Genomic DNA, 21,573 nt, shown 5'->3' with positions numbered 1-21,573 from the left:
TAGAGAAAGGTGCTCCTGGCCTGGGATGATACGGGGTGTCGAGTCTCGTAATCCCTGGCCGGAAGGAGCACCTTTCAGGTGTCCCACCCTACCGTGTTCTTCTACCCCCGCCCGCGTGTGGACGTCGCTGAGGTCCCGGCGGCCTCGCATGCGGGCGCGGTGCTGCTGACCGACACGATCCACGCCACCGGCCTCGCCTCTTCGCTGCGTGAAGCGTTGGGTTCATGGACGAAACCGCTGGCCGAGCATCACGCCTCCAAGGTCCTGCTGGACCTCGCGATGACTCTCGCGGTGGGCGGGGAGGTCGCCCGTGACACCGACCTGCTGCGGTGCGAGCCGGGCCTGTTCGGTGACGTCGCCTCGGCCCCAACGATCTCCCGCACGCTCACCACCCTCGCTGAGGACGCGCCCGCCGTGATGACCGCGATCGCCAGGGCTCGCAGGACCGCGCGCGAGCAGGCCTGGGCCCTGGCCGGCGAGCATTCCCCGGCCGAGGGGACGAGCGCGAAGACCCCGCTGGTCATCGACCTCGACGCCACCCTGATCAACGTCCACAGTGAGAAGGAGCAAGCCGCCCCGACGTTCAAACGCGGCTTCGGCTACCACCCTCTGTACGCGTTCCTGGACCACGGCAGCGAAGGAACCGGGGAACCGCTCGCGATCCACCTTCGCCCCGGCAACGCGGGCTCGAACACCGCCAGCGATCACATCGCCGTCACCCGTCTGGCCCTTGCGCAGCTCCCACCGGCCCTGCTGGGCCGGGGCGGGCGGGGATCGAAAAAGGTCCTGATTCGCACCGACGGGGCCGGCGGCCCCAAGGACTTCGCGGGCTGGCTGGAGCGGCAGCGTCTGGCCTACTCAGTCGGGTTCACCCTCCCCGCGAACACTCCTGACCTGTTGGAACGTATTGATGAGGCGAAGGCGTGGACTCCTGCCTACGACACCGACACCGAAGGGATCCGCGATGGGGCATGGGTCGCGGAACTGACCGGACTACTGGACCTGCCCGGGTGGCCCCCGGAATGCGGGTAACCGTAAGGAAGGAACGCCCCCACCCCGGAGTGCAGCTACGGATCACCGATCACAAAGGGATGCGGATCACTGCGTTCGCGACCAACGCCCCACGCGGCCAGCTTCCAGTGCTGGAGCTGCGTCACCGCCGCCGCGCGCGCTGCGAGGACCGGATCCGTAACGCCAAGGACATGGGCCTGATGAAGTTCCCGCTGCAGGGATTCGCGCAGAACCAGGTCTGGTGCCAGATCGTCCAGCTCGCCGGCGTCATCGTCGCCTGGATGCAGGCCATCGCGCTGGCCGGCCATGATGCACGTCGCTGGGAGCCCAAACGGTTTCGCGCACGGTTGTTCGAGATCCCCGCGACCATCGTGCGCCGCTGTCGGCACAAGATCCTGCATTCGAGGCTCATCGCATTTGAGGGTGTAGCAAGGGTCTGAAGCCGCCTGATTCGAGGAGGCTGCGGGCGATGTAGTTGGTGAGGTTGCGGAAGCCGAGGGCGGAGCCGCGCAGGTGTTCGAGCCGGCCGTTGATCGCCTCCGTCGGACCGTTGCTGGTGCCCAGTCGCTCGAAGAACGCCAGCACGTCGGCGGCGCGTTTGGTCAGTGTCCGGCCGAGCTTGCCCAGTTCCTCGAGGGTGTCGGGGACCTTCTTGCTCAGCGCCGCGATCACCTTCTCCATCTTGGCCTTAGCCTTTGCGCGGTCGAATTCTCGATACGCGGCGACCATGGCCTGGTAGATCTCCCAGGCCGCTTCGACCGCGGCGTGCTTCTCGTGGGCGAAGAGGACGCTGAGGTGTTCTTTTTGGCGGTCGGTCAGCAGGCTCATCCCGGTGTGGAGGGTGCGGCGCAGTTGCGTCCGGCAGAGTGGTGTACGAATCCCGCAGCACGTTGACTCCGGTTGGCGTGTCGACCGCGAAGTAGAAGCGGTCACCGCGGGAGGCTTTCGAGGAAACTCTCACATCCCACTCGAAAGGGACACCCGCGATGACCGCTCCCCACGATATCGACCCCCAGGCGTTTCTGTCCGATCTGCTCACCCAGGCCTCGCCGGACTTGATGCGTCAGATGCTCACCACCTTCATCAATGCCCTGCTGTCGGCCGAGGCTGACAGCGTGTGCGGCGCCGCCTACGGCGCCCGCTCGGATGAGCGCACCAACCGGCGTAACGGCTACCGGCACCGGGACCTGGACACCCGCGCCGGCACCATCGACGTCGCGATCCCGAAACTGCGCGAAGGCACCTACTTTCCCGACTGGCTCCTGGAGCGGCGCCGCCGCGCCGAGGCAGCGCTGACCACGGTGGTCGCCACCTGCTACCTGCTCGGCGTCTCCACCCGCCGGATGGACAAACTGGTGCAGACTCTCGGCATCACGGGCCTGTCGAAATCGCAGGTCTCAGAGATGAGTAAAGACCTGGATGCGCAGGTCGAAGCGTTCCGCACCCGGCCGCTCGATGCTGGGCCGTATCGGTTTGTCGCCGCCGACGCGCTCGTGCTCAAAGTGCGTGAACACGGCCGGGTCGTCAAGGTCGCCGCCATGGTCGCCACCGGCATCAACAACGACGGCTACCGCGAGATCCTCGGCCTGCAACTGGGCACCGCGGAGACCAGGGAGGGGTGGCTCGGGTTCTTCCGTGATCTGGCTGCCCGCGGCCTGTCGGGGGTGGAGCTGATCACCTCCGATGCCCATGCCGGGCTGGTCGAAGCGGCCGGGGCGGTGTTCGGGACGGCGCAGTGGCAGCGCTGCCGCACCCACTACGCGGCCAACCTGATGGCGGTGTGCCCGAAGTCGCAGTGGCCCGCGGTGAAAGCGCTGCTGCACAGCGTCTACACCCAGCCCGACGTCGAGGCGGTGATCGCCCAGTACGAGCACATGATCGACAGCCTGGCCACCCATCTGCCGGCCGCTGCCGAGCACCTCGAGGGCGCCCGCGATGAGGTGCTCACGTTCACGAAGTTCCCGAAGGAGGTGTGGAAGAAGATCTGGTCGAACAACCCGAACGAACGGCTCAACAAGGAGATCCGGAGACGCACCGACGTCGTCGGCATCTTCCCCAGCCGAGTCGCGGTGATTAGACTCCTCGGCGCGGTGCTGGCCGAGCAGCACGACGAATGGACCGAATCACGGCGCTACATGAGCCTGGAATTGCTGACCGCGACCGACACGATGCTCGCCGAAGCAGCCGCGAAAGCCGCGGCTGAACAAGCCGCCCTACAGGTCAGCGACACCATGACCGACGACCCCGGCCACGCGGCACTCGCCGCCTGACAACCCACCCGACCACGAGGAACCCGACAAAGCCTCGATACACCACTCAAAAGGACTTGACCATGGCTATGCCCGAGACCGACCTGCTGCGCATCGGCCGCTGGTGCCGTGAACGCGTGCCCGAGCACCTGTGGGATCAGGTGAGAGTAGAAGCCGAGATCGCCGACCGGCACGTCACGATCATCGAGACGCGGCCGCCGTGGGACGGGCAGGGCGACTGGACGCGGTTCCCGGTCGCGCGCCTGCGATACACCGTCAAGACCGGCCAGTGGAGCATCTACTGGCGTGACCGGCACATGAAGTTCCACGAGTACACGAAGAGGCGCCCGACGAAGAACGTCCAGAGTCTGCTCGACTACATCGGCAGCCACCAGGATCCGATCTTCTGGGGCTGAGAGCTCCCATGGCCGTGTCGGTACTCACCGCTACGGTCGGGAGTATGAGCGAAGAGCAATGGGATGAAGCGGCCTTCCGCGCATCGATCCCGGCCGCGCGCGAGAAGGTTGAGTTTGCCGCAAGGTTCTGCGAGATCGGCCCCTCACAGCCCCGCTGGGATAGTCACCGTCCCGTCGTCGAGTTGATCTTCTATCTCTGCAAGCTCGACTACGACATCAAGGTGCTCCTGCTGCCTTCCTGACCGATTGAAGCGCCCTGGGTTTGTTGGAGACTCCTGACCTTGGAAACGAGGATGGAGTTATGCCGAAAGAGCAGACAGCGGGGAAGCCGACGACGCGTCGGTATTCGCCGGAGGAGAAGGCCGCGGCGGTCCGGATGGTGAGGACGCTGCGTGCCGAGCTGGGGACCGAGCATGGGACCGTCAATCGGGTCGCGACGCAGCTCGGGTACGGGGTCGAGTCCGTGCGGATGTGGGTCAAGCAAGCCGACATTGACGACGGCGTCACCTCTGACGTGAGCAGCGCTGAGGCGCAGCGGGTGCGTGAGCTGGAGCAGGAGGTCCGGGAGTTGCGGCGGGCCAACGAGGTCCTCAAGCGTGCTGCGTCTTTCTTCGGGGCGGAGCTCGACCGCCACTACCGGAAGTAGTCGCGTTCATCGACGCGAACAAGGATGACCTGGTCGACGGTCGCCGGCTCGGAGTCGAGCTCATCTGCAGGCTGCTGCAGGTGGCTCCGAGCAGCTACTACGCCGCCAAGACCCGCGCCCCCTCGGCTCGCGCGGTGCGGGACGAGGAGCTGATCCCGCAGCTGGTCGAGCTCTGGGAGACGAACTACCGCGTCTATGGAATCCGCAAGCTCTGGAAAGCCGCCGGCCGGGCGGGGATCATGATCGGCCGAGACCAGGCCGCCCGGCTGATGCGCGCTGCAGGCATCGAGGGTGCGCGGCGGTCGAAGCGGGTGAAGACGACCCGGCCAGATCCGACCGCGGCGCGGCACCCGGACCTCGTGAAGCGGGAGTTCACCGCGCCTGCCCCGAACCGGCTCTGGGTCACCGACCTGGCGTTCGTGCCGACGTGGGCCGGCGTCGCGTACGTCTGCTTCATCGTCGACGCGTTCTCCCGGATGATCGTCGGGTGGCGGTGCGCGTCACACATGCGCACCGAGATGGTCCTCGACGCGATCGAGATGGCCCGCTGGTCCCGCGGCGCTCGCCACGAGGACCTGCGCTGCCACAGCGACGCGGGGTCTCAATTCACCTCCATTCGCTACGGCGAACGCCTCGCCGAGATCGGAGCGACACCGTCGATCGGGACCGTCGGGGACAGCTATGACAACACCCTGGCCGAGACCGTGAACGGCTATTACAAGGCCGAGCACGTCCGCGGACCCGCACGGCCAGGTCCCTGGCGGACGGTCGAGGACCTCGAGCTCGCGACCCTCGGGTGGGTGTCCTGGCACAACACGCAACGCCTCCACGGCTACCTCGGCGACGTCCCACCCGCCGAGTTCGAGGACACGTTCTATGCTGTCGAAGCCGGCCGCGAACAGCTGGTCGGAATCAAATAGCGCGAGTCTCCATCAGACCCAGGGGGCTTCAGGGCCAACGCTCTGGTCACCGACGAGATCGATTTTGGATCGAGCCGCTCGGCCACTGAGGAAGTTCTGAATTCCCGGGGATATAAGTCGAGCCGAACGCCGAACCGTAGGGTCTGTCTCGATCAGTTTGTGCTAAGGAATATGTCAGGCACGGAAAGAGGCCCAGGCGCTCCCCTCGAGGGAGTACCTGGGCCTCATTCCATTTTCCCTCGTCAGATGCGGACTCTGACCCGTGGGAACGTGGTCGGGCTAGCGGGATTTGAACCCACGACCTCTTGACCCCCAGTCAAGCGCGCTACCAAGCTGCGCCATAGCCCGTGGCGAATCGCGGTCATCCGCGCTTCGGCACCCGATGAGCATACCCCACCGGCACCGCCGGGCGCGAATCGGAAGCGGGCCTGCCAGGTCGTCGTTGTCAGGGGCAAACCGCGCGACACCCCCGAAACGTGAACAAGGGGCCCACGTCCTCTTCACAGACGTGAACCCCTCATCCCTTGACCGAGGGCCACCCGACCGAGAGTCCCCCAGCGACCGCGGCCCCGGCGTACCGGTGGGCCTGGCGGTCTGCACGAACCCTCTCATGACTGAGGGTGCAGTCGTGCACGGGTGAAGCGTAACACGTCGAGCCGCTCCGATCCGCCGTTCCGGGCGGGTCGAAGAGGCGTGTCGGGGGGGCTCACGGATCCCCGTCGCAGGATCAGTACGTGAAGGTCCGGTCCCCCACGCGGAATTCGACATCCTTCAGGTCCGGGATGGCGTTGCGCGCCCGCTCCGCCGCCTCCCGCATCGTGTCCTCGAGGACCTGGGGATCGGCATCGAGCAAAGACTGGCCGTACTCGATGACCACCTTTCCGTCCTCCCGGAGCGCCTCGACGTCGACGATGTCCGAACCGGAGGGCAGGGATCGCGTCAGGTCCTCGACGACCTCGGCGGCGCGCTGGTCCGCCTCTGCGAGGGCGCCCTCGGCCTCCTGGCGCAGCTGCCCCAGGTCCACGCGGTCCGAGGCGTCCGCCTCCAGCTCGCTGATCCGGTCCTCGGCCTGGGCGAGCCGGTCCTCCGCGCTCTGCAGCGCGGCCCGGGTCTCGCCGTCGTCGACCGCACAGCCGGATGCGGCCAGCGCGAGCGCGGCCAGGGTGGCCAGGGACAGGGCGGCGGGGCGACGTCGGATGAGGCTCATGCCCTCAGGCTACGAGGCGAAGGTGGACGAACGGTGGGAGCTTGCCGGGACGACGACGTCCCCCGGCGCGGGTGGCCGAGGGACGTCGTCGCGGGCGGTGCCGGATCAGCGGCGGCGGCCGCGCTTCTCGCGCACGCGCATGCCGATCTCGAGGGGCGTGCCCTCGAACCCGAACGTCTCGCGCAGGCGGCGCACGATGAACCGGCGGTAGCCGGGGTCCAGGAACCCGGTGGTGAACAGCACGAACTTGGGCGGCCGGCTCGAGACCTGGGTCGCGAACAGGATGCGGGGCTGCTTGCCGCCGCGCAGCGGGTGCGGGTGGGCCGCCACGAGCTCGCCGAGGAACGCGTTGAGCTTGCCCGTGGGGATGCGGGTGTCCCATGAGTCCAGGGCGAGGTCCAGCGCGGGGACGAGACGGTCCTTGTGCCAGCCGGTCTTCGCGGAGATGTTCACGCGCGGCGCCCACGCGACGTGCGCCAGGTCCCGCTCGATCTCCTTGGCCAGCTGGAGCCGCCGATCCTCATCCACCTGGTCCCACTTGTTGAACGCGATCACGAGGGCGCGACCGGAGTCCAGCACCATCTGGAGGATGCGCACGTCCTGCTCCGAGATCACCTGCGGCGCCTCGAGCAGCACCACGGCCACCTCGGCGCGGTCCAGGGCGGAGGCCGTGCGCAGCGAGGCGTAGTAGTCGGCGCCGTGGGCCATGTGCTGCCGTCGACGGATGCCGGCGGTGTCCACGAAGCGCCACAGCCGTCCGCCGAGCTCCACGAGCTCGTCCACGGGGTCGCGCGTGGTGCCGGCCAGGTCGTCCACCACCACGCGGTCCGAGCCGGCCAGCTTGTTCAGCAGCGAGGACTTGCCCACGTTCGGCCGGCCCACGAGGGCGATCCGGCGCGGGCCGCCGCGCGGCACGAGACCGCCGTGGGCGGACTCCTCCGGCAGTGCCTCGAGCGCGGCGTCCAACAGGTCCGCGACGCCGCGGCCGTGCACCGCGGACACCGGGTACGGGTAGCCGAAGCCGAGCGACCACAGGGTGGCGGCGTCGGCCTCCTGGACCATGTCGTCCACCTTGTTGGCGGCCACGATCACGGGGCGGTCCTTGCGGCGCAGCATCGAGACCACGGCCTCGTCCGTGGCCGTCATGCCGACGGTGGCGTCCACCACGAACACGACGGCGTCCGCCACGTCCACGGCCAGCTCGGCCTGCTCGGCCACGCGACGGTGGATGCCCTTGGCGTCGTGCTCCCAGCCGCCGGTGTCCACCACGGTGAACTCGCGGCCGTTCCACTCGGCGTCGTAGGAGACGCGGTCGCGCGTCACGCCGGGCACGTCCTCCACGACGGCCTCACGACGGCCGATGATGCGGTTGACGAGCGTGGACTTGCCGACGTTCGGCCGGCCCACGACGGCCAGCACGGGCGGCACGGGCGCGTCGACGTCCTCGTCCGGCCCGAGCTGCCACGCGTCGAGGAGGGCGGCGTCGTCCTCCTCGAGCTCATAGTCGGCCAGGCCGGCGCGCAACGACGCGGCACGCGCCTCGGCCTCCTCCTCGGTCATGGCGGCGAGCCGCTCGGCCACCTGATCGTCGCCGGCGGGGACGAACTCGTCCTCACCGGAGCGGTGCTGGGGGTTCTCGGTCATCGTCGGCCTCCCTTCACGGCCGGGATGCCGGCCTGGTCCTCGACGGCGGCCAGGACGGCCGCCACGGTCTGCTCGAAGTCGAGCTCGGTGGAGTCCACGAGCGCCACCCCGTCGGCGGGGCGGTCGAACGTGGACACGGTGGCGTCGCGGGCGTCGCGCCCGGCCACCTGACGGTGCAGCGTGCCGGCGTCGACGCCGGTCTCCCCCGCCGCGGCCAGCTGGCCCGAGCGGCGGGCGGTGCGCACGGCCTCGGACGCCGTGAGCAGCACGCGCGCGTGGGCGTCCGGGGCCACCACCGTGGTGATGTCGCGGCCCTCGGCGACCATCCGGCCCGCGGCGGCGATCGCCGCCCGCTGGCGACGGTGCAGCTCCTCGCGCACCGGGATCACCACGGCGACGGTGGAGACCGTGTCCGTGACCTCGGGGCCGCGGATCGCCTCGGTGACGTCCGTGCCGCCGACCCGCACGGCCTCGACGTCCGGGTCGGTGGACTGGTCCAGGTCCATGGCGACGGCGGCCGCCGCCACGGCCTCCGCATCGGCCAGGTCGACGCCCTCGTTCAGGCAGTGCCACGCCACGGCGCGGTACATGGCGCCGGTGTCCAGGTACGCGGCGCCGAGACGCCGGGCCACGGCCTTGGACACGGACGACTTGCCCGAGCCCGAGGGGCCGTCCACCGCCACCACGAGCGGCGCGGGTGCGACGTCGTCGCGGGTGTGCTCGGTCATCTCAGACCACCTTCCATCCGGCGGCGGTCAGCGCCGCCACGAGTTCGTCCCTGTGGCCGGGCAGCACGGAGATCTCCACCATGCCGACCCGGTGGCCCGAGGCGTGCTCGAGCCGCAGGTCCTCCACGTTCACGTCCGTGCGGCCGACCTCGTCGAGGAGGGCCGCGATCTGCCCGGGGGCGTCGTCCACGATCACCGTGACCACCGCGAACGCCTGCGGCGGCGCCCCGTGCTTGCCGGGCACCCGTGCCCGACCGGCGTTGCCCTCGGCGATCAGCTGCGCCATGTCCAGCCGCGCCCCGGGGGCGGAGGGGTCCTCCAGGGTGCGGATCAGCCGGTCCAGGTCCGCCCGCAGCCCGTGCAGCGCCGGCACGATCCGCCCGGCGTTGCCGGAGAGGATCTGCACCCACAGCTGCGGGTCCGACGCTGCGATCCGGGTGGTGTCCCGCAGCCCGTTGCCGGCCAGGGCGAGCGCCTGGTCCGGGGTGTCCTGCAGGCGGGAGGCCACGAGCGAGGCGGCGATCTGCGGCAGGTGCGAGATCAGCGCGACCGATTCGTCGTGGGCGCGGGCCGCCATCCGGTACGGGGTGGCCTGCAGCGTCAGCGCGAGCGCCCGACCGGCCGCGAGGGCGCCCGGGTGCGTCGTGTCCGTCGGGCACAGCACCCACGGCGCCTGCGTGAACAGGGTGCCGCGGGCCGCCACGGGACCGGACCGCTCGGAGCCGGCCATCGGGTGCGTCCCGAGGTACCGGTCGGCGTCCTGCGGGGCCAGGCGGCCGTCGTCGACGGCAGCGCGCACGCCCGCGGCGACCGCCTCCTTCACCGAGGCGATGTCCACCACCACGGCCGCGGGCCAGCGGCGCAGCGAGTCGACCACGACGTCGGCGGTCACGTCCGGCGGCGCGGCCACGACGACGAGGCCCGGGGCGACGTCGAGGTCGTCGCCCTCGGCGTCCAGGCGGGCGGGGCGTCCGGCGCGGATGTCCGCGGCCACGGCCAGGGCGGCGGGCGAGGGGTCGTGCAGGCGCACGTCCACACCGGCCGCGCTCAGCCCGATGCCGATCGAGGCGCCCAGCAGACCGGTCCCCCGGACGAGCACGGGCTGCGGGATCCCGGCCGGGCCGTCACCGAGCTTGGCGGCGGACTCGGCGGGCGCGCTCACAGGCCGACCAGGGCCTTGAGGTGGCCCAGCTCCTGCGCGTTGAGTGCGCGGACGGTGCCCTGCTTCTGGTCGCCCAGCAGGATGGGGCCCACCTTGACGCGGACGAGCCGCTCGACCGGGTGGCCGATCTCCTGGAACATGCGACGCACGATGCGGTTCTTGCCCGAGTGCAGCACGACCTCGACGAGCACGTGGCCCGGCGTCGAGTCGACGAGCTTGAACGAGTCGACCTGCGCCACGCCGTCCTCCAGTTCCACGCCCTCGCGCAGCCGGTTGGAGACGCCCTTGGCCAGCGGGCCGCGGGTCTGCACGACGTAGGTCTTGGGGACCTCGTAGCTGGGGTGGGTGAGGCGGTTGGCCAGCTCACCGTCGTTGGTGAGGATGAGCAGGCCCTCGGTCTCGTTGTCCAGACGGCCCACGTGGAACAGGTGCTCCTGCCCGGGCTTGAGGTAGGTGGCGATCGAGGGCCGGCCCTCCGGGTCCACCATCGTGGAGATCACGCCGCGGGGCTTGTTGAAGACGAAGTACTGCTTGGTCACGTCCGTCTGCACGGAGATGCCGTCCACCCGGATCACGGCCCGGGCCGGGTCCACGCGCACGCCGGGCTCGGTGACGACGACGCCGTCCACCTCCACACGGCCCTCCGCGATGAGGTCCTCGCTCACGCGCCGGGACGCCACACCCGCCGCGGCCAGCACCTTCTGCAGGCGCTCGCCCGACTCGTCGTGGATGCGGTCGAGGTGGGCGGCCTTGGCCCGGGCGGCGCCGGCGCCGCGGCCGCGGCGGCCGCGGGTGCGCGGCACGGCGTCCTCGTCGAAGGGGGCCTCCTCACGGGGGGCGGCGGCGCCGCGGCGGGCACCGATCTGTCGCTGGAAATCGCGCTCCTGGAACGGGCCGCCCCGTCGACCGACGGCGGGGGTGCGTCCGGAGCCTCGCGGCTTGCGGGAGTTCATGGGGAGGGCGTCCTTTCGGGTGCGCGTCAACGGCGCCGGTCGGGCCGGCGGCGGACGGGTCAGGGGGTGAGGGACGGCCCGGAGACGGACACGCCCGGCTCCATTCTCGCAGATCGACGGCGTCGCGTCTCCCGGCCACCGCTCCCCCGGCCGCGAGCGCGCAGAGAACCGGCCCGGTCCCGCGACGGGACCGGGCCGGCGTCGTCGGCGCTCAGCGGACGGTCACGGCGCGCCGCCGCGGCAGATCAGCTCGCGGGCGAGCTGCCGGTAGGCCTTGGCGCCGTCGTGGTTCTCGGCGAACAGGGTGATGGGCGTGGCCGCCACCGTGGCGTCGGCGAACTTGATGGACCGCTTGATGACGGTCTCGAACACGCGGTCCCCGAAGCCGGCCACCAGCGAGCCCACGACCTCCTTGGAGTGCAGGGTTCGCTGGTCGAACATCGTGGCCAGCACGCCGTCGATCTCCAGGTCCGGGTTGAGCCGGTCCTGCACCTTCTCGATCGTCTCGACGAGCAGGGCGACCGCGCGCAGCGCGAAGAACTCGGCGGTCAGCGGGATGATCACGCCGTGCGAGGCGGTCAGCGCGTTGACGGTCAGCAGGCCCAGCGAGGGCTGGCAGTCGATGAGGACCACGTCGTAGTCGTCGCGGACCTGGCGCAGCGCGCGCTCGAGGACCTGCTCGCGGGCCACCTCGTTGACGAGCTGCACCTCGGCCGCGGACAGGTCGATGTTGGCCGGCAGCAGGTCCATGTTCTCGAAGTCCGTGGACAGGATCGCGTCCTTCGCGGTCACGGACCGTTCCATGAGCACGTTGTACACCGTGGTGTCGAGCTCGTGCGGGTTCGCGCCCAGGCCGGCCGAGAGGGCGCCCTGCGGGTCGAAGTCCACCATGAGCACCCTGCGGCCGTAGCCCGCGAGCGCGGCGCCCAGGTTGATGGTGGAGGTCGTCTTCCCGACGCCGCCCTTCTGGTTCACCATCGAGATGATCCGCGCCGGGCCGTGCGAGGTCAGGGGTGCGGGCTCGGGGAAGTCGTGCTTGGGCCGGCCGGTGGGCCCGAGCACGGGCTCGCCGTGGATGGTCATCACGGGGATCGGTTCTCTCGAGGTCACGGCGGCGCCGGCTCCTTCCACGGTGGTCTGCACGCCCGGCCGCGGGCCGCGGCGCGCCGCGGCCGCCGTCGTCGGCGTGTCCGGATCTTCCCCCACCCTAGTGCCTGGCGTTCCCGGGACGACGGCGGCGCCGGGGACGGGCCGGTGTCCAGGCTCGTCCCCGGCGTCGCCGGTGGTCGACGGTGCGGCGTGCCGCGCGGGCCCGCCGCCTCCGTCAGCGGGCGGGGTTCCGGTCGCCGTCGGCGGCCATGGCGAAGTTCAGGCTGGAGTCGGGGTGACCCTCGTAGGCCTGCTCGGCGATCGTCGGGGACTGCTGCGGGTCGTGCGCGGCGCCGTCGTGGCCGGCCACGGTCGCCTCGTCGAACTTCAGCTCGCCGCTGAGGACGCGCCGGGCGCGCTCGCCGTCGAGCTCGCCCACCCAGCGGCCGATGAGGAGCGTGGCCACGGCGTTGCCGGTGAAGTTCGTCAGGGCGCGGGCCTCGGACATGAACTTGTCGATGCCCACGATCACTCCCATGCCTCCGAGCAGCTCGGGTCGGTGCGCCTGCAGGCCGGCGGCGAGCGTGGCCATGCCCGCGCCGGTGACGCCGGCCGCGCCCTTCGAGGCGATGATCATGAAGACCAGCAGGCCGACCTGCTCGCCGAGGTTCATCTCCGCGCCCATCGCGTTGGAGACGAAGAGCGCGGCCATGGTCAGGTAGATGGCGGTGCCGTCCAGGTTGAAGGAGTAGCCGGTGGGCACGGTCACGCCCACGACGGACTTGTCCACGCCGGCATGCTCCATCTTGGCGATCAGACGGGGCAGGGCGGCCTCGGAGGAGCTGGTGGCGAAGATGAGCAGGTACTCCCGGCCCAGGTACTTCATGAGGGACAGGATGCTCAGGCCGGTCACGACCTTCAGGATGGTGCCGAGCACCACCACGATGAAGGCGATGCAGGTCAGGTAGAAGGCGCCCATGAGCAGCGCCATGGCGCCGATCGCGGACCAGCCCGTGGAGCCGACGACGGCGGCGATCGCACCGAAGGCGCCGATCGGGGCGACCCACATCACCATCATGAGGATGCGGAACACGACGCCCTGGATCAGGGTGAGACCGCGCAGCAGCGGGGCGCCGGCCGGGCCCATCTGCTGCAGGGCGAAGCCCACGAGCAGGGCGATGAACAGGGTGGGCAACACCGGCAGGGAGCCGGGGATGATGTCCAGCAGGAACTGGACGGTGCCGTCCGCCGCGGCCTGGGGCTTGTTCGGGTCGTAGGGCGTCAGCTTGAGGCCCTCGCCGGGGTGGATGAGGTTGCCGACGACGAGGCCGATGGCCAGCGCGAACGTGGACATCGCCATGAAGTAGACCAGGGCGATGCCGCCCACGCGGCCGACGGTCGCGGCCTTGGCGATCGAGCCGACGCCGAGGACGATCGTGCAGAAGATGACCGGGCCGATCATCATCTTGATGAGGGAGACGAAGCCGTCGCCCAGCGGCTTGAGGGACTTGCCGAACTCGGGGAAGAACAGGCCGACGGCGGCGCCCAGCACCACCGAGGCGATCACGGCGATGTACAGCCAGTGGGTGCGGTCCTTCTTCGTCGCCGGGGCCGGCGGGGCCGAGGTCTCGGCCGGTGGGGTGTGCGCCATCGGGCGTTCCGTTCTGTGCGGTGGTGGGGCGCCGCCGAGCGGTCCGCAGCGGCGCGGGAGGGATGTGACCACTCTCGCGGCCCCGGGTGGTGTCGGTCACGATTGCGGTCATAGTGGTCACGGCGGCCGACGGACTGCAGGATCGTGGGGGTGGACCGGCGCGTCGCCGGCCCGAGGGAGGAGAGGCATGCGCCACCCGTGGTCGATCGCCCGGCGGATCGCCGTGGTCCACGTGGCGCTCGTGGCGGCCATCGCCCTGTTCAGCGTGTGGAGCGCCTACCTCCAGGCCCGCGAGGTGGCCCAGCGCGTCGAGGAGCGCCACGTCCAGGGCGTCACCACCCTCGTGGCGCGCGACCCCGCGCTCGTCTCGGCCCTGCGGGCCGGCGACGCCCCCGCCTTGCAGGCCGGGATCGACGGCTGGATCGCCGAGGCACAGGTCTCGTGGCTGACCGTGATGGACCCGGACGGGATGCGGTTGGCGAGCTGGCGCCCCGAGCAGGTCGGTGTCCGCTACCCGAAGCCGGTGGACGCCGTCGTCGCCGGGGACACCGTCGTGGAGCTCTCGAGCACCGGTGCGGCGGGCCGTTCGGTGCGCGCGCTCGCACCGGTCGTGGACCCGGAGGACGGCACCGTCCTGGGCGTGGTCACGACGGGCGTGCAGATCTCCGATGTCGCCATCATGGCCCAGGCCCAGATCCCCGGCATCCTGCTCGGCTCGGCCGCCGTGGCCGCCGTCGGCCTGCTCGTCGCCTGGCTCGTGGGCCGGTATCTGAACCGGGTGACGCTCGGACGCGGCCCCGAGCAGATCGCCGAGCAGTTCCTGCTGGCGGAGACGGCCATGGACTCGCTCGAGGCCGGCGTCGTGGTCCTCGCCCCGGACGGGCGGGCACGCCTGCACAACGACGCCGCCGCGCGCCTGCTCGGCTGGGAGGGCGCGGGCGAGCCTCGACTGCCCACCGAGCTCTCCGCGGCCCTGCCGGGCGCGGTCGGCGGCGAGGCGAGCCTCGCCGCCGGCGGGCGGGTCCTCGTGGTGCAGCAGCGTGTCGTGCGGTCGCCCGGCCGTTCCGACCCCGGCGGGTCGGTCCCGCCGACGGCCCTCGCCGCGGCCGCCCGCGAGGGCGTGACCACCGCCCCGGCGGGATCGCGCGTGCTCGTCCTGCACGACCGCACCGACCTGCAGCGGCTCGGCGACGAGCTCACCGTGGCCCACACACTGACCACGGCGCTGCGCGCGCAGACGCATGAGCACGCCAACCAGCTGCACACCGCCCTCGCCCTCGTGGAGTCGGGCCGGCTGGAGGCCGCCCGGGCCGTGCTGTCCCGCCGCGCCGCGGACGAGGAGGCCTCCGACGACGTCCTCGCCGCCCTGCTCGACGCGAAGGCCGCCCAGGCGCGTGAGCGGGGCGTGGCGCTGACCTGGTCCGCCGAGCTGACCGCGCCCGCCCCGCTGCGCCCGCTCGACCTGCTGACCGTGCTGGGCAACCTCGTGGACAACGCCCTCGACGCGGCCGCCGCACCCGACCTGTCCGCGGCAGACCGGTGGGTCGACGTCGAGGTGGTCTCGGACGCCGCGGGCCTGCTCGTGCAAGCTGGCCGACGGCGGCCCCGGACCCTCCGACGCGGACCGCGGCCGACTCTTCGACCGGGGCTGGTCGACGAAGCCCGTCGGCGCCGCCGGACGCGGCATGGGGCTGTGGCTGACGCGGCGGATCGCGGAGGAGGCCGGCGGGGTCGCGGACGTCGCGACCGACTCGGGCACCGTGTTCACCGTCGAGGTGCCCCGCACCCCCGACCCCAGGAGGAGATATGACCGCCCGCCCATACCGGGTGCTCGTCGTCGAGGACGAGCAGCTGACGGCCGAGACCTACGTGGCGCACCTGGACCGGCTGCCGGGCTTCGAGGTGGCCGCGGTGGCCGGCTCCCTGTTGGCCGCGCGGCAGGTCGCCGCGGCGGGCCTGCACGCGGACGGGCGCTTCCCGTTCGACGTCGTGCTGCTGGACATGAACCTGCCGGACGGGCACGGCCTGGACTTCCTGCACCAACTGCGCGCGGCGGGCTTCCACGGCGGGGTGCTGGCGCTCACCGCGGCCACCGACCTGCCGGTGGTGCGCCGGGCCGTCGCGTACGGCGTGACGCAGTACCTCGTGAAGCCGTTCGGGTTCGACGAGTTCGCGGATCGGCTGGGCGGGTTCCGCGCCGCCTCGGCGATGCTGGCCGGCGACGGCGCCCTCGACGGCCAGGAGCAGGTGGACGCCGTCTTCCGCGTCTCCCGCGAGCGGCGCGCCGAGGCCCTGCCCAAGGGGCTGACCGAGAGCACCCTGCGCGAGGTGGTGGAGCTGCTGGGGGCGGACCCGGAGACCGCCCTGAGCGCGGCCGAGGTGGGCGAGCGCCTGGGCATCTCCCGCGTGACGGCCCGGCGCTACCTCGAGCACCTCGAGCGGATCCGCCGGGTGCGGCGCTCGGCCCGGCACGGCGGCCGTGGCCGGCCCGAGCAGGAGTACCGCTGGGCCGGCCGCACGTGAGCGGGGCTCAGCGGGCCGGGCGCAGCACCCCGGCCAGGGCCTCGAGCACGGCGGGGTCCTCAATGGTCGAGGGCACCGCGTACTCCTCGCCGTCGGCCATCTGCCGCATGGTCTTGCGCAGGATCTTGCCCGAGCGGGTCTTGGGCAGCGCGTCCACCACGACGACGTCGCGGAAGTCCGCCACCGGGCCCACCTCGCGGCGCACCGCCTGACGCAGCTCGTCCAGGAGCGCGGCCTCGGCCTCGGAGCCGGCCTCGGGCGTCTCGACGCCGGACTTGAGGACCACGTAGCCCGAGGGCCGCTGGCCCTTGAGCGGGTCCGCGATGCCGATCACGGCACATTCGGCCACCGCCGGGTGGGCGGCCAGGGCGGCCTCGAGGACGCCCGTGGACAGCCGGTGCCCGGAGACGTTGATGACGTCGTCGGTGCGGCCGAGCACGAACACGTAGCCGTCCTCGTCCACGACGCCGGAGTCACCGGTCGCGTAATGGCCGGGGAACGCGCTGAGGTAGGAGTCGATGTAGCGCTGGTCGTCGCCCCACAGGGTGGGCAGGGTGCCCGGGGGCAGCGGCAGCCGCAGGGCGATGTTGCCCTCGGTCCCGGCGGGCACGGGCTCGCCCAGGCCGTCCAGGACCACGAGATCGACGCCCGGCGAGGGCACCGAGGACGAGCCGATCTTCACCGGCAGCTGCTCCAGGCCCACCGGGTTCGCCGCGATAGCCCACCCGGTCTCGGTCTGCCACCAGTGGTCGATCACCGGCATGCCCAGCAGGCCCTCGATCCACCGCTGCGTCTCCGGGTCCAGGCGCTCGCCCGCGGCGAAGAAGTGCCGCAGGGAGGACAGGTCGTGGTCCTTGAGCAGCTCGCCCTCGGGGTCGGCGCGGCGGATCGCGCGCAGCGCCGTGGGGGCCGTGAAGAAGGAGCGCACGCCGTGGTCCTCGATCAGCCGCCAGAACGCGCCGGCGTCGGGCGTGCCCACGGGCTTGCCCTCGTACATGACCGTGGTGGCCCCGGCCAGCAGCGGGCCGTAGACGATGTAGGAGTGCCCCACGACCCAGCCCACGTCCGAGGCCGTGCACATCGCCTGCCCCGGACCGACGTCGTAGATGTGCTCCATGGTCCAGCGCAGGGCGACGGCGTGGCCCCCGTTGTCCCGGACGACGCCCTTCGGCTTGCCCGTGGTGCCCGAGGTGTAGAGCACGTACAGCGGGTCGGTGGCCTGCACCGGGACGCAGTCGGCCGGCTCGGCGGCCGCGACGGCCTCGCCCCAGTCCTCCCAGCTCGCGCCCCCGCGCCCGTCGGCGTCCGCGAGCGCGGTCTCGAAGCCCTCGCGGTGGTGGACCAGCACCGTGCGCACGGGGTGCGCGGCGGTCTCGAGCGCCTCGGCCACGGCGGGCAGGTATTCGACCCGGCGCTTGGGCTCGATGCCGCCGGAGCAGGTGAGCACGACGTCGGGGGCGGCGTCGTCGATGCGGGAGGCGAGCTCGCGCGGGGCGAAGCCGCCGAAGACCACGGAGTGCACCGCGCCGAGCCGCGCGCACGCCAGCATCGCGATGTGGGCCTGCGGGATCATCGGCAGGTACACGAGGACGCGGTCGCCCTTGCCGACGCCGCGCGCGGCCAGGGCGCCGGCCAGGCGGGCCACCGCGTCCGTGAGCTCGGCGTACGTGTAGCGGGTGACCTCACCGGTCATCGCGGAGTCGTGGATCAGCGCGACGGCGTCCCCGCGGCCCGCCTCGACGTGCCGGTCCAGGCAGTTGAAGGCGGTGTTCAGCTCGCCGTCCGGGAACCAGCGGTACAGAGGCGCGGCGGAGTCGTCGAGGGCGCGCGTGGGCGCGACGGTCCAGTCGATGGCGCGCGCCGCGTCGAGCCAGAACCCCTCGGGGTCGCGGAGGGAGCGGGCGTGGGCGTCGGCGTACGCGCCGGAGGGGCGGTCTTCGGCGGGGGCATCGTGGGTCGCCATGCGCCCAGGGTAGTGCCGTGGATCACAGGGGGCAAGGGATCTGTATACATTTCGTGCCCCGTCAGTGAGGCGTGGCGGCACGCGCGAGACCCGCGCCGGGGACGCACCACCCAGCCCCCGCACGCCGGACGACGCTCCCCGTGGACGGCGTCGCCCGGCACGCGCATCGGACACACCCCCTGCCCTCGGCGGGACTGTTGTGTATACACTGGCGGCATGCGAGCGAGTGAGCGGGCGTACCAGGCCCTGAGGGCGGAGATCCTCGACTGGTCCCTCCCTCCGGGCGCGGGCCTGGGCGAGGTGGAGCAGGCCGAGCGCCTGGGCATCTCGCGCACCCCTCTGCGCGAGGCGCTCTCCCGCCTGGTGGCCGACGGCCTGGCCGAGCAGGCCCCGGGCCGGGGCATCGTCGTCGCCGACCTGTCCCTCGAACAGGCGGACCAGCTGTTCGACCTGCGCATCGCCCTCGAGTCCCTCCTGGCGCGCCGGGCCGCGCAGCGGGCCACCCCGGAGGCGGCCGAGCGGTTCACGGTCCTCGCGGGCCGTTTCCAGGAGGCCGAGGCGGCCCTGCGCGGCGGGACCGACCCGGCGGACTACTACGCGATGACGGCCGAGCTGGACAGCCGGCTGGACGAGGCCGCCGCGAACCCCTACCTCGTCTCCACCCTGCGCACCCTGCGCCTGCACCTGGCGCGCCTGCGCCGACTGGCCGCGGACGACCCGGCCCGCCTCGCGGCCTCCGCCGCGGAGCACGCGGACATCGCCGACGCCGTCGGCTCGGGCGCCGCAGACCTCGCGGAGGCGACCACGCGGGTCCACCTGCACCACGCCTTCCACCATCTGACCCGGCGCGGCCGCGCCGAGGAGACCCCGACCCTGCTGACCCCCACCGAAGGAGACCGACCATGAAGAACCATCACGTGCGCGTGCACCGCTCCGAGGAGAACCTCGAGCGCAAGGACCAGCTGGCCTGGAAGCTGGCCGAGGTGGCCGTCGACGACGTCGAGGTGCTGCCCGAGGTCGAGGAGATGATCATCAACCGGATCATCGACAACGCCTCCGTCGCGGTCGCCTCGCTGAAGCGCGGCCCGATCGTCGCCGCCCGCGCCCAGGCCCTGTCCCACCCGGTCTCCACCGGCGGTGCGGGCGCCTCCGTGTTCGGTGTGGAGCAGAAGGTCTCCCCCGAGTGGGCCGCATGGGCCAACGGCGTGGCCGTCCGCGAGCTGGACTACCACGACACGTTCCTGGCCGCCGAGTACTCCCACCCGGGCGACAACATCCCGCCGATCCTCGCCGTCGCCCAGCACACCGGCCGCTCCGGCAAGGACCTGATCCGCGGCATCGCCACCGGCTACGAGATCCAGGTGGACCTCGTGAAGTCCATCAACCTGTACGGCCACAAGATCGACCACGTGGCCCACATCGGCCCCTCCGCCTCCGCCGGCATCGGCACCCTGCTCGGCCTGGACACCGAGACCATCTTCCAGGCCATCGGCCAGGGCTTGCACACCACCACCGCCACCCGCCAGTCCCGCAAGGGCGAGATCTCCACGTGGAAGGCCCACGCCCCGGCGTTCGCCGGCAAGATGGCCGTCGAGGCCGTGGACCGCGCCATGCGCGGCCAGACCTCCCCCGTCCCGATCTACGAGGGCGAGGACGGCGTGATCGCCTGGCTGCTGGACGGCCCGGACGCCTCCTACGAGGTGCCGCTGCCCGAGCAGGGCGAGCCCAAGCGCGGCATCCTGGACACCTACACCAAGGAGCACTCGGCCGAGTACCAGGCCCAGGCCTGGATCGACCTGGCCCGCAAGCTCCACAGGGAGCACCCGGAGGCCACCGACCCGGCGAACGTCGAGTCGGTGCTGATCAAGACCTCGCACCACACCCACTACGTGATCGGCTCGGGCGCCAACGACCCGCAGAAGTACGATCCGACGGCCTCGCGCGAGACCCTCGACCACTCGATCCCCTACATCTTCACCGTGGCCCTGCAGGACGGCTCCTGGCACCACGTGGACTCCTACGCCCCCGAGCGCGCCCAGCGCGAGGACACCGTGGCCCTGTGGCACCGGGTGACCACCGTGGAGGACCCGGAGTGGACCCGCCGCTACCACTCGCTGGACCTCGCGGAGAAGGCGTTCGGCGGAGCGGTGGAGATCACCCTCAAGGACGGCACCGTCATCACCGACGAGATCGCCGTGGCCGACGCCCACCCGCTCGGCGCCCGGCCGTTCGCCCGCGAGCAGTACATCCAGAAGTTCCGCACCCTGGCCGAGGGCATCGTCTCGAAGGAGGAGCAGGACCGCTTCCTGGCCGCCGCCGAGCGCGTGGCCGAGCTGCAGCCCGGCGAGCTGGACCAGCTGAACATCCTGGCGGACCCGGCGTTCCTGTCCGAGGCCGACCTCGCCGCCGCCCCGAAGGGCCTGTTCTGATGCTGTACTCGACGAAGACGGCCGAACAGAAGCGGATCGACCTGCGGCAGACCCTGAAGCAGGGCGGCGCCCAGCAGTTCCCGGGCGCGTTCACCCCGCTGACCGCCAAGCTGATCCAGGAGAAGGGCTTCCCCGGGGTGTACATCTCCGGCGGCGTGCTCGCGAACGAGCTGGGCCTGCCCGACGTCGGGCTGACCACGCTCACCGAGGTGGCCGTGCGCGGCGGGCAGATCGCCCGCCTCACGGACCTGCCGTGCCTCATCGACGCGGACACGGGCTTCGGCGAGCCGATGAACGTGGCCCGCACGGTGCAGGAGTTCGAGAACGCCGGCCTGGCCGGCTGCCACATCGAGGACCAGTTCAACCCCAAGCGGTGCGGCCACCTCGACGGCAAGAACATGGTGGAGCTCGACACCGCGGTCAAGCGCATCGCCGCCGCCGTCCATGCCCGCCGGGACCCGAACTTCCTCATCATGGCGCGCACCGACCTGCGTGCCGTGGAGGGCCTGGACGCCGCGATCGCCCGCATGAAGGCGCTCGTGGAGGCCGGTGCGGACGCGATCTTCCCGGAGGCCCTGAAGGACATCGGCGAGTTCGAGACCGTGTGTCGCGAGCTGGAGCCCCTCGGGGTCCCGGTCCTGGCGAACATGACCGAGTTCGGCAAGTCCGAGCTGTTCACCCGCCGGCAGCTGGCCGACGCCGGCGTCGCGATGGTGATCTACCCGGTCACCCTGCTGCGCTCCGCGATGGGCGCCGCCGAGCGCGTGCTCCACGCCATCAAGGAGGAGGGCACCCAGCAGTCGCAGGTGGAGCAGATGCTCACCCGCGCCCGCCTGTACGAGCTGGTGGACTACGAGGGCTACAACGCCTTCGACACGGGCATCTTCAACTTCGACGTGCCCACGCTCGACATCGGCGCCAACCACGCCGACCTCTGACCCGTCACCGGGCCCGCCCGTGCGCGGGCGGGCCCCACTCCCCG

General features: G+C 71.6%; 16 protein-coding genes, 1 tRNA gene, 4 pseudogenes and 1 other annotated feature. Of the genes and pseudogenes, 11 read left to right on the top strand and 10 right to left on the bottom strand.

Going from position 1 to position 21,573, the window contains the following annotated elements; translation table 11 throughout:
* Positions 1–78: 78 nt before the first annotated feature.
* A pseudogene (locus OVA32_RS06210) lies at positions 79–1,451 on the top strand (IS1380 family transposase).
* Here the strand turns inward: OVA32_RS06210 and OVA32_RS06205 are convergent.
* Positions 1,420–1,860: pseudogene (locus tag OVA32_RS06205) on the bottom strand (ISL3 family transposase); the annotation flags it as partial. The pseudogenes OVA32_RS06210 and OVA32_RS06205 sit on opposite strands and share 32 nt — an antisense overlap.
* A 137-nt stretch (positions 1,861–1,997) precedes the next feature.
* On the opposite strand from OVA32_RS06205, the gene OVA32_RS06200 reads away from it, so the two are divergent.
* The 4 genes from OVA32_RS06200 to OVA32_RS06185 all read left to right on the top strand — a co-directional run bounded on the left by OVA32_RS06200 (position 1,998) and on the right by OVA32_RS06185 (position 5,242).
* Complete coding sequence (locus OVA32_RS06200; protein WP_036337267.1) at positions 1,998–3,281, top strand: IS256 family transposase; 1,284 nt, start codon at positions 1,998–2,000, stop codon at positions 3,279–3,281.
* A gap of 62 nt (positions 3,282–3,343) precedes the next feature.
* Positions 3,344–3,676: a DUF3024 domain-containing protein gene (locus OVA32_RS06195; protein WP_036315702.1), complete on the top strand. Its 333-nt coding sequence runs from the start codon at positions 3,344–3,346 to the stop codon at positions 3,674–3,676.
* Between the two features lie 44 nt (positions 3,677–3,720).
* A complete protein-coding gene (locus OVA32_RS06190) occupies positions 3,721–3,918 on the top strand; it encodes a hypothetical protein (RefSeq protein WP_010078466.1) in 198 nt (65 codons plus the stop codon).
* 59 nt (positions 3,919–3,977) lie between these two features.
* Positions 3,978–5,242 (top strand): IS3 family transposase gene (locus OVA32_RS06185; RefSeq protein ID WP_267713640.1). Its coding sequence is split into 2 segments (ribosomal slippage): positions 3,978–4,281 and positions 4,281–5,242, totalling 1,266 coding nucleotides; the frame shifts between segments, so codons are not numbered across the junction.
* Positions 4,277–4,411: a sequence feature (AL1L pseudoknot), on the top strand. It overlaps the preceding gene by 135 nt.
* A 271-nt stretch (positions 5,243–5,513) precedes the next feature.
* Here OVA32_RS06185 and OVA32_RS06180 read toward each other — a convergent pair.
* From OVA32_RS06180 to OVA32_RS06145, 8 genes are all read right to left on the bottom strand, one after another.
* Positions 5,514–5,590: transfer RNA gene (locus OVA32_RS06180), tRNA-Pro, on the bottom strand.
* 379 nt (positions 5,591–5,969) lie between these two features.
* Positions 5,970–6,449 carry a hypothetical protein gene (locus OVA32_RS06175; RefSeq protein ID WP_044659889.1) on the bottom strand — a complete coding sequence of 160 codons (480 nt, stop codon included), beginning with the start codon at positions 6,447–6,449 and terminating at the stop codon, positions 5,970–5,972.
* Positions 6,450–6,554: 105 nt separating this feature from the next.
* Positions 6,555–8,093: a ribosome biogenesis GTPase Der gene (gene der / locus OVA32_RS06170; protein ID WP_063189215.1), complete on the bottom strand. Its 1,539-nt coding sequence runs from the start codon at positions 8,091–8,093 to the stop codon at positions 6,555–6,557.
* Positions 8,090–8,821 carry a (d)CMP kinase gene (gene cmk, locus OVA32_RS06165; protein WP_041102682.1) on the bottom strand — a complete coding sequence of 244 codons (732 nt, stop codon included), beginning with the start codon at positions 8,819–8,821 and terminating at the stop codon, positions 8,090–8,092. Before cmk ends, der begins: the two co-directional genes overlap by 4 nt.
* Before the next feature lies 1 nt (position 8,822).
* Positions 8,823–9,983 carry a prephenate dehydrogenase gene (locus OVA32_RS06160; protein ID WP_267713617.1) on the bottom strand — a complete coding sequence of 387 codons (1,161 nt, stop codon included), beginning with the start codon at positions 9,981–9,983 and terminating at the stop codon, positions 8,823–8,825.
* Positions 9,980–10,936: a pseudouridine synthase gene (locus OVA32_RS06155; protein WP_041102683.1), complete on the bottom strand. Its 957-nt coding sequence runs from the start codon at positions 10,934–10,936 to the stop codon at positions 9,980–9,982. Before OVA32_RS06155 ends, OVA32_RS06160 begins: the two co-directional genes overlap by 4 nt.
* A gap of 222 nt (positions 10,937–11,158) precedes the next feature.
* Positions 11,159–12,019, bottom strand: coding sequence for a ParA family protein (locus OVA32_RS06150; RefSeq protein WP_036315755.1), 861 nt, complete (start codon positions 12,017–12,019; stop codon positions 11,159–11,161).
* A 241-nt stretch (positions 12,020–12,260) separates the two neighbouring features.
* The gene (locus OVA32_RS06145) at positions 12,261–13,676 is read right to left on the bottom strand and encodes a cation:dicarboxylate symporter family transporter (protein WP_041102684.1); all 1,416 of its coding nucleotides are present in this window, start codon (positions 13,674–13,676) and stop codon (positions 12,261–12,263) included.
* Here OVA32_RS06145 and OVA32_RS11645 point away from each other — a divergent pair.
* The 3 genes and pseudogenes from OVA32_RS11645 to OVA32_RS06135 all read left to right on the top strand — a co-directional run.
* Positions 13,597–14,313 (top strand): annotated as a pseudogene (locus OVA32_RS11645) (hypothetical protein); the annotation flags it as partial. The gene OVA32_RS06145 and the pseudogene OVA32_RS11645 overlap by 80 nt on opposite strands.
* Before the next feature lie 952 nt (positions 14,314–15,265).
* Positions 15,266–15,403: pseudogene (locus tag OVA32_RS11640) on the top strand (ATPase); the annotation flags it as partial.
* Positions 15,404–15,482: 79 nt separating this feature from the next.
* A complete protein-coding gene (locus tag OVA32_RS06135) occupies positions 15,483–16,199 on the top strand; it encodes a response regulator (RefSeq protein ID WP_036338133.1) in 717 nt (238 codons plus the stop codon).
* A 7-nt stretch (positions 16,200–16,206) separates the two neighbouring features.
* Here OVA32_RS06135 and OVA32_RS06130 read toward each other — a convergent pair whose 3' ends face one another.
* Positions 16,207–18,162: an AMP-binding protein gene (locus OVA32_RS06130; RefSeq protein ID WP_036315720.1), complete on the bottom strand. Its 1,956-nt coding sequence runs from the start codon at positions 18,160–18,162 to the stop codon at positions 16,207–16,209.
* Positions 18,163–18,378: 216 nt separating this feature from the next.
* Here OVA32_RS06130 and OVA32_RS06125 point away from each other — a divergent pair, with 216 nt between their 5' ends.
* From OVA32_RS06125 to prpB, 3 genes are read left to right on the top strand one after another with little or no spacing between them, the layout of a single operon-like run.
* Entirely contained in the window at positions 18,379–19,068 is a 690-nt protein-coding gene (locus OVA32_RS06125; protein WP_020628108.1) for a GntR family transcriptional regulator, read from the top strand.
* The gene (locus tag OVA32_RS06120) at positions 19,065–20,591 is read left to right on the top strand and encodes an MmgE/PrpD family protein (protein WP_036315722.1); all 1,527 of its coding nucleotides are present in this window, start codon (positions 19,065–19,067) and stop codon (positions 20,589–20,591) included. Before OVA32_RS06125 ends, OVA32_RS06120 begins: the two co-directional genes overlap by 4 nt.
* Complete coding sequence (gene prpB, locus OVA32_RS06115) at positions 20,591–21,529, top strand: methylisocitrate lyase (protein ID WP_036315724.1); 939 nt, start codon at positions 20,591–20,593, stop codon at positions 21,527–21,529. The genes OVA32_RS06120 and prpB overlap by 1 nt, the downstream gene beginning before the upstream one ends.
* Positions 21,530–21,573 lie beyond the last annotated feature (44 nt).

It is taken from the genome of Micrococcus sp. SL257, from assembly GCF_026625585.1.
GTDB classification, from domain to species: Bacteria; Actinomycetota; Actinomycetes; order Actinomycetales; family Micrococcaceae; genus Micrococcus; species Micrococcus luteus.
The sequence above is the reverse complement of the archived record's forward strand: the minus strand, read 5'-3'. Positions and strand labels throughout refer to the sequence as shown.

Bases quoted from the DNA above. Each gene is read 5' to 3' on its own strand.
- OVA32_RS06200 (WP_036337267.1), top strand. From the start codon at position 1,998: ATGACCGCTCCCCACGATATCGACCCCCAGGCGTTTCTGTCCGATCTG.
- OVA32_RS06195 (WP_036315702.1), top strand. From the start codon at position 3,344: ATGGCTATGCCCGAGACCGACCTGCTGCGCATCGGCCGCTGGTGCCGT.
- OVA32_RS06190 (WP_010078466.1), top strand. From the start codon at position 3,721: ATGAGCGAAGAGCAATGGGATGAAGCGGCCTTCCGCGCATCGATCCCG.
- OVA32_RS06175 (WP_044659889.1), bottom strand. From the start codon at position 6,449: ATGAGCCTCATCCGACGTCGCCCCGCCGCCCTGTCCCTGGCCACCCTG.
- der (WP_063189215.1), bottom strand. From the start codon at position 8,093: ATGACCGAGAACCCCCAGCACCGCTCCGGTGAGGACGAGTTCGTCCCC.
- cmk (WP_041102682.1), bottom strand. From the start codon at position 8,821: ATGACCGAGCACACCCGCGACGACGTCGCACCCGCGCCGCTCGTGGTG.
- OVA32_RS06155 (WP_041102683.1), bottom strand. From the start codon at position 10,936: ATGAACTCCCGCAAGCCGCGAGGCTCCGGACGCACCCCCGCCGTCGGT.
- OVA32_RS06150 (WP_036315755.1), bottom strand. From the start codon at position 12,019: ATGACCATCCACGGCGAGCCCGTGCTCGGGCCCACCGGCCGGCCCAAG.
- OVA32_RS06145 (WP_041102684.1), bottom strand. From the start codon at position 13,676: ATGGCGCACACCCCACCGGCCGAGACCTCGGCCCCGCCGGCCCCGGCG.
- OVA32_RS06135 (WP_036338133.1), top strand. From the start codon at position 15,483: ATGACCGCCCGCCCATACCGGGTGCTCGTCGTCGAGGACGAGCAGCTG.
- OVA32_RS06130 (WP_036315720.1), bottom strand. From the start codon at position 18,162: ATGGCGACCCACGATGCCCCCGCCGAAGACCGCCCCTCCGGCGCGTAC.
- OVA32_RS06125 (WP_020628108.1), top strand. From the start codon at position 18,379: ATGCGAGCGAGTGAGCGGGCGTACCAGGCCCTGAGGGCGGAGATCCTC.
- OVA32_RS06120 (WP_036315722.1), top strand. From the start codon at position 19,065: ATGAAGAACCATCACGTGCGCGTGCACCGCTCCGAGGAGAACCTCGAG.
- prpB (WP_036315724.1), top strand. From the start codon at position 20,591: ATGCTGTACTCGACGAAGACGGCCGAACAGAAGCGGATCGACCTGCGG.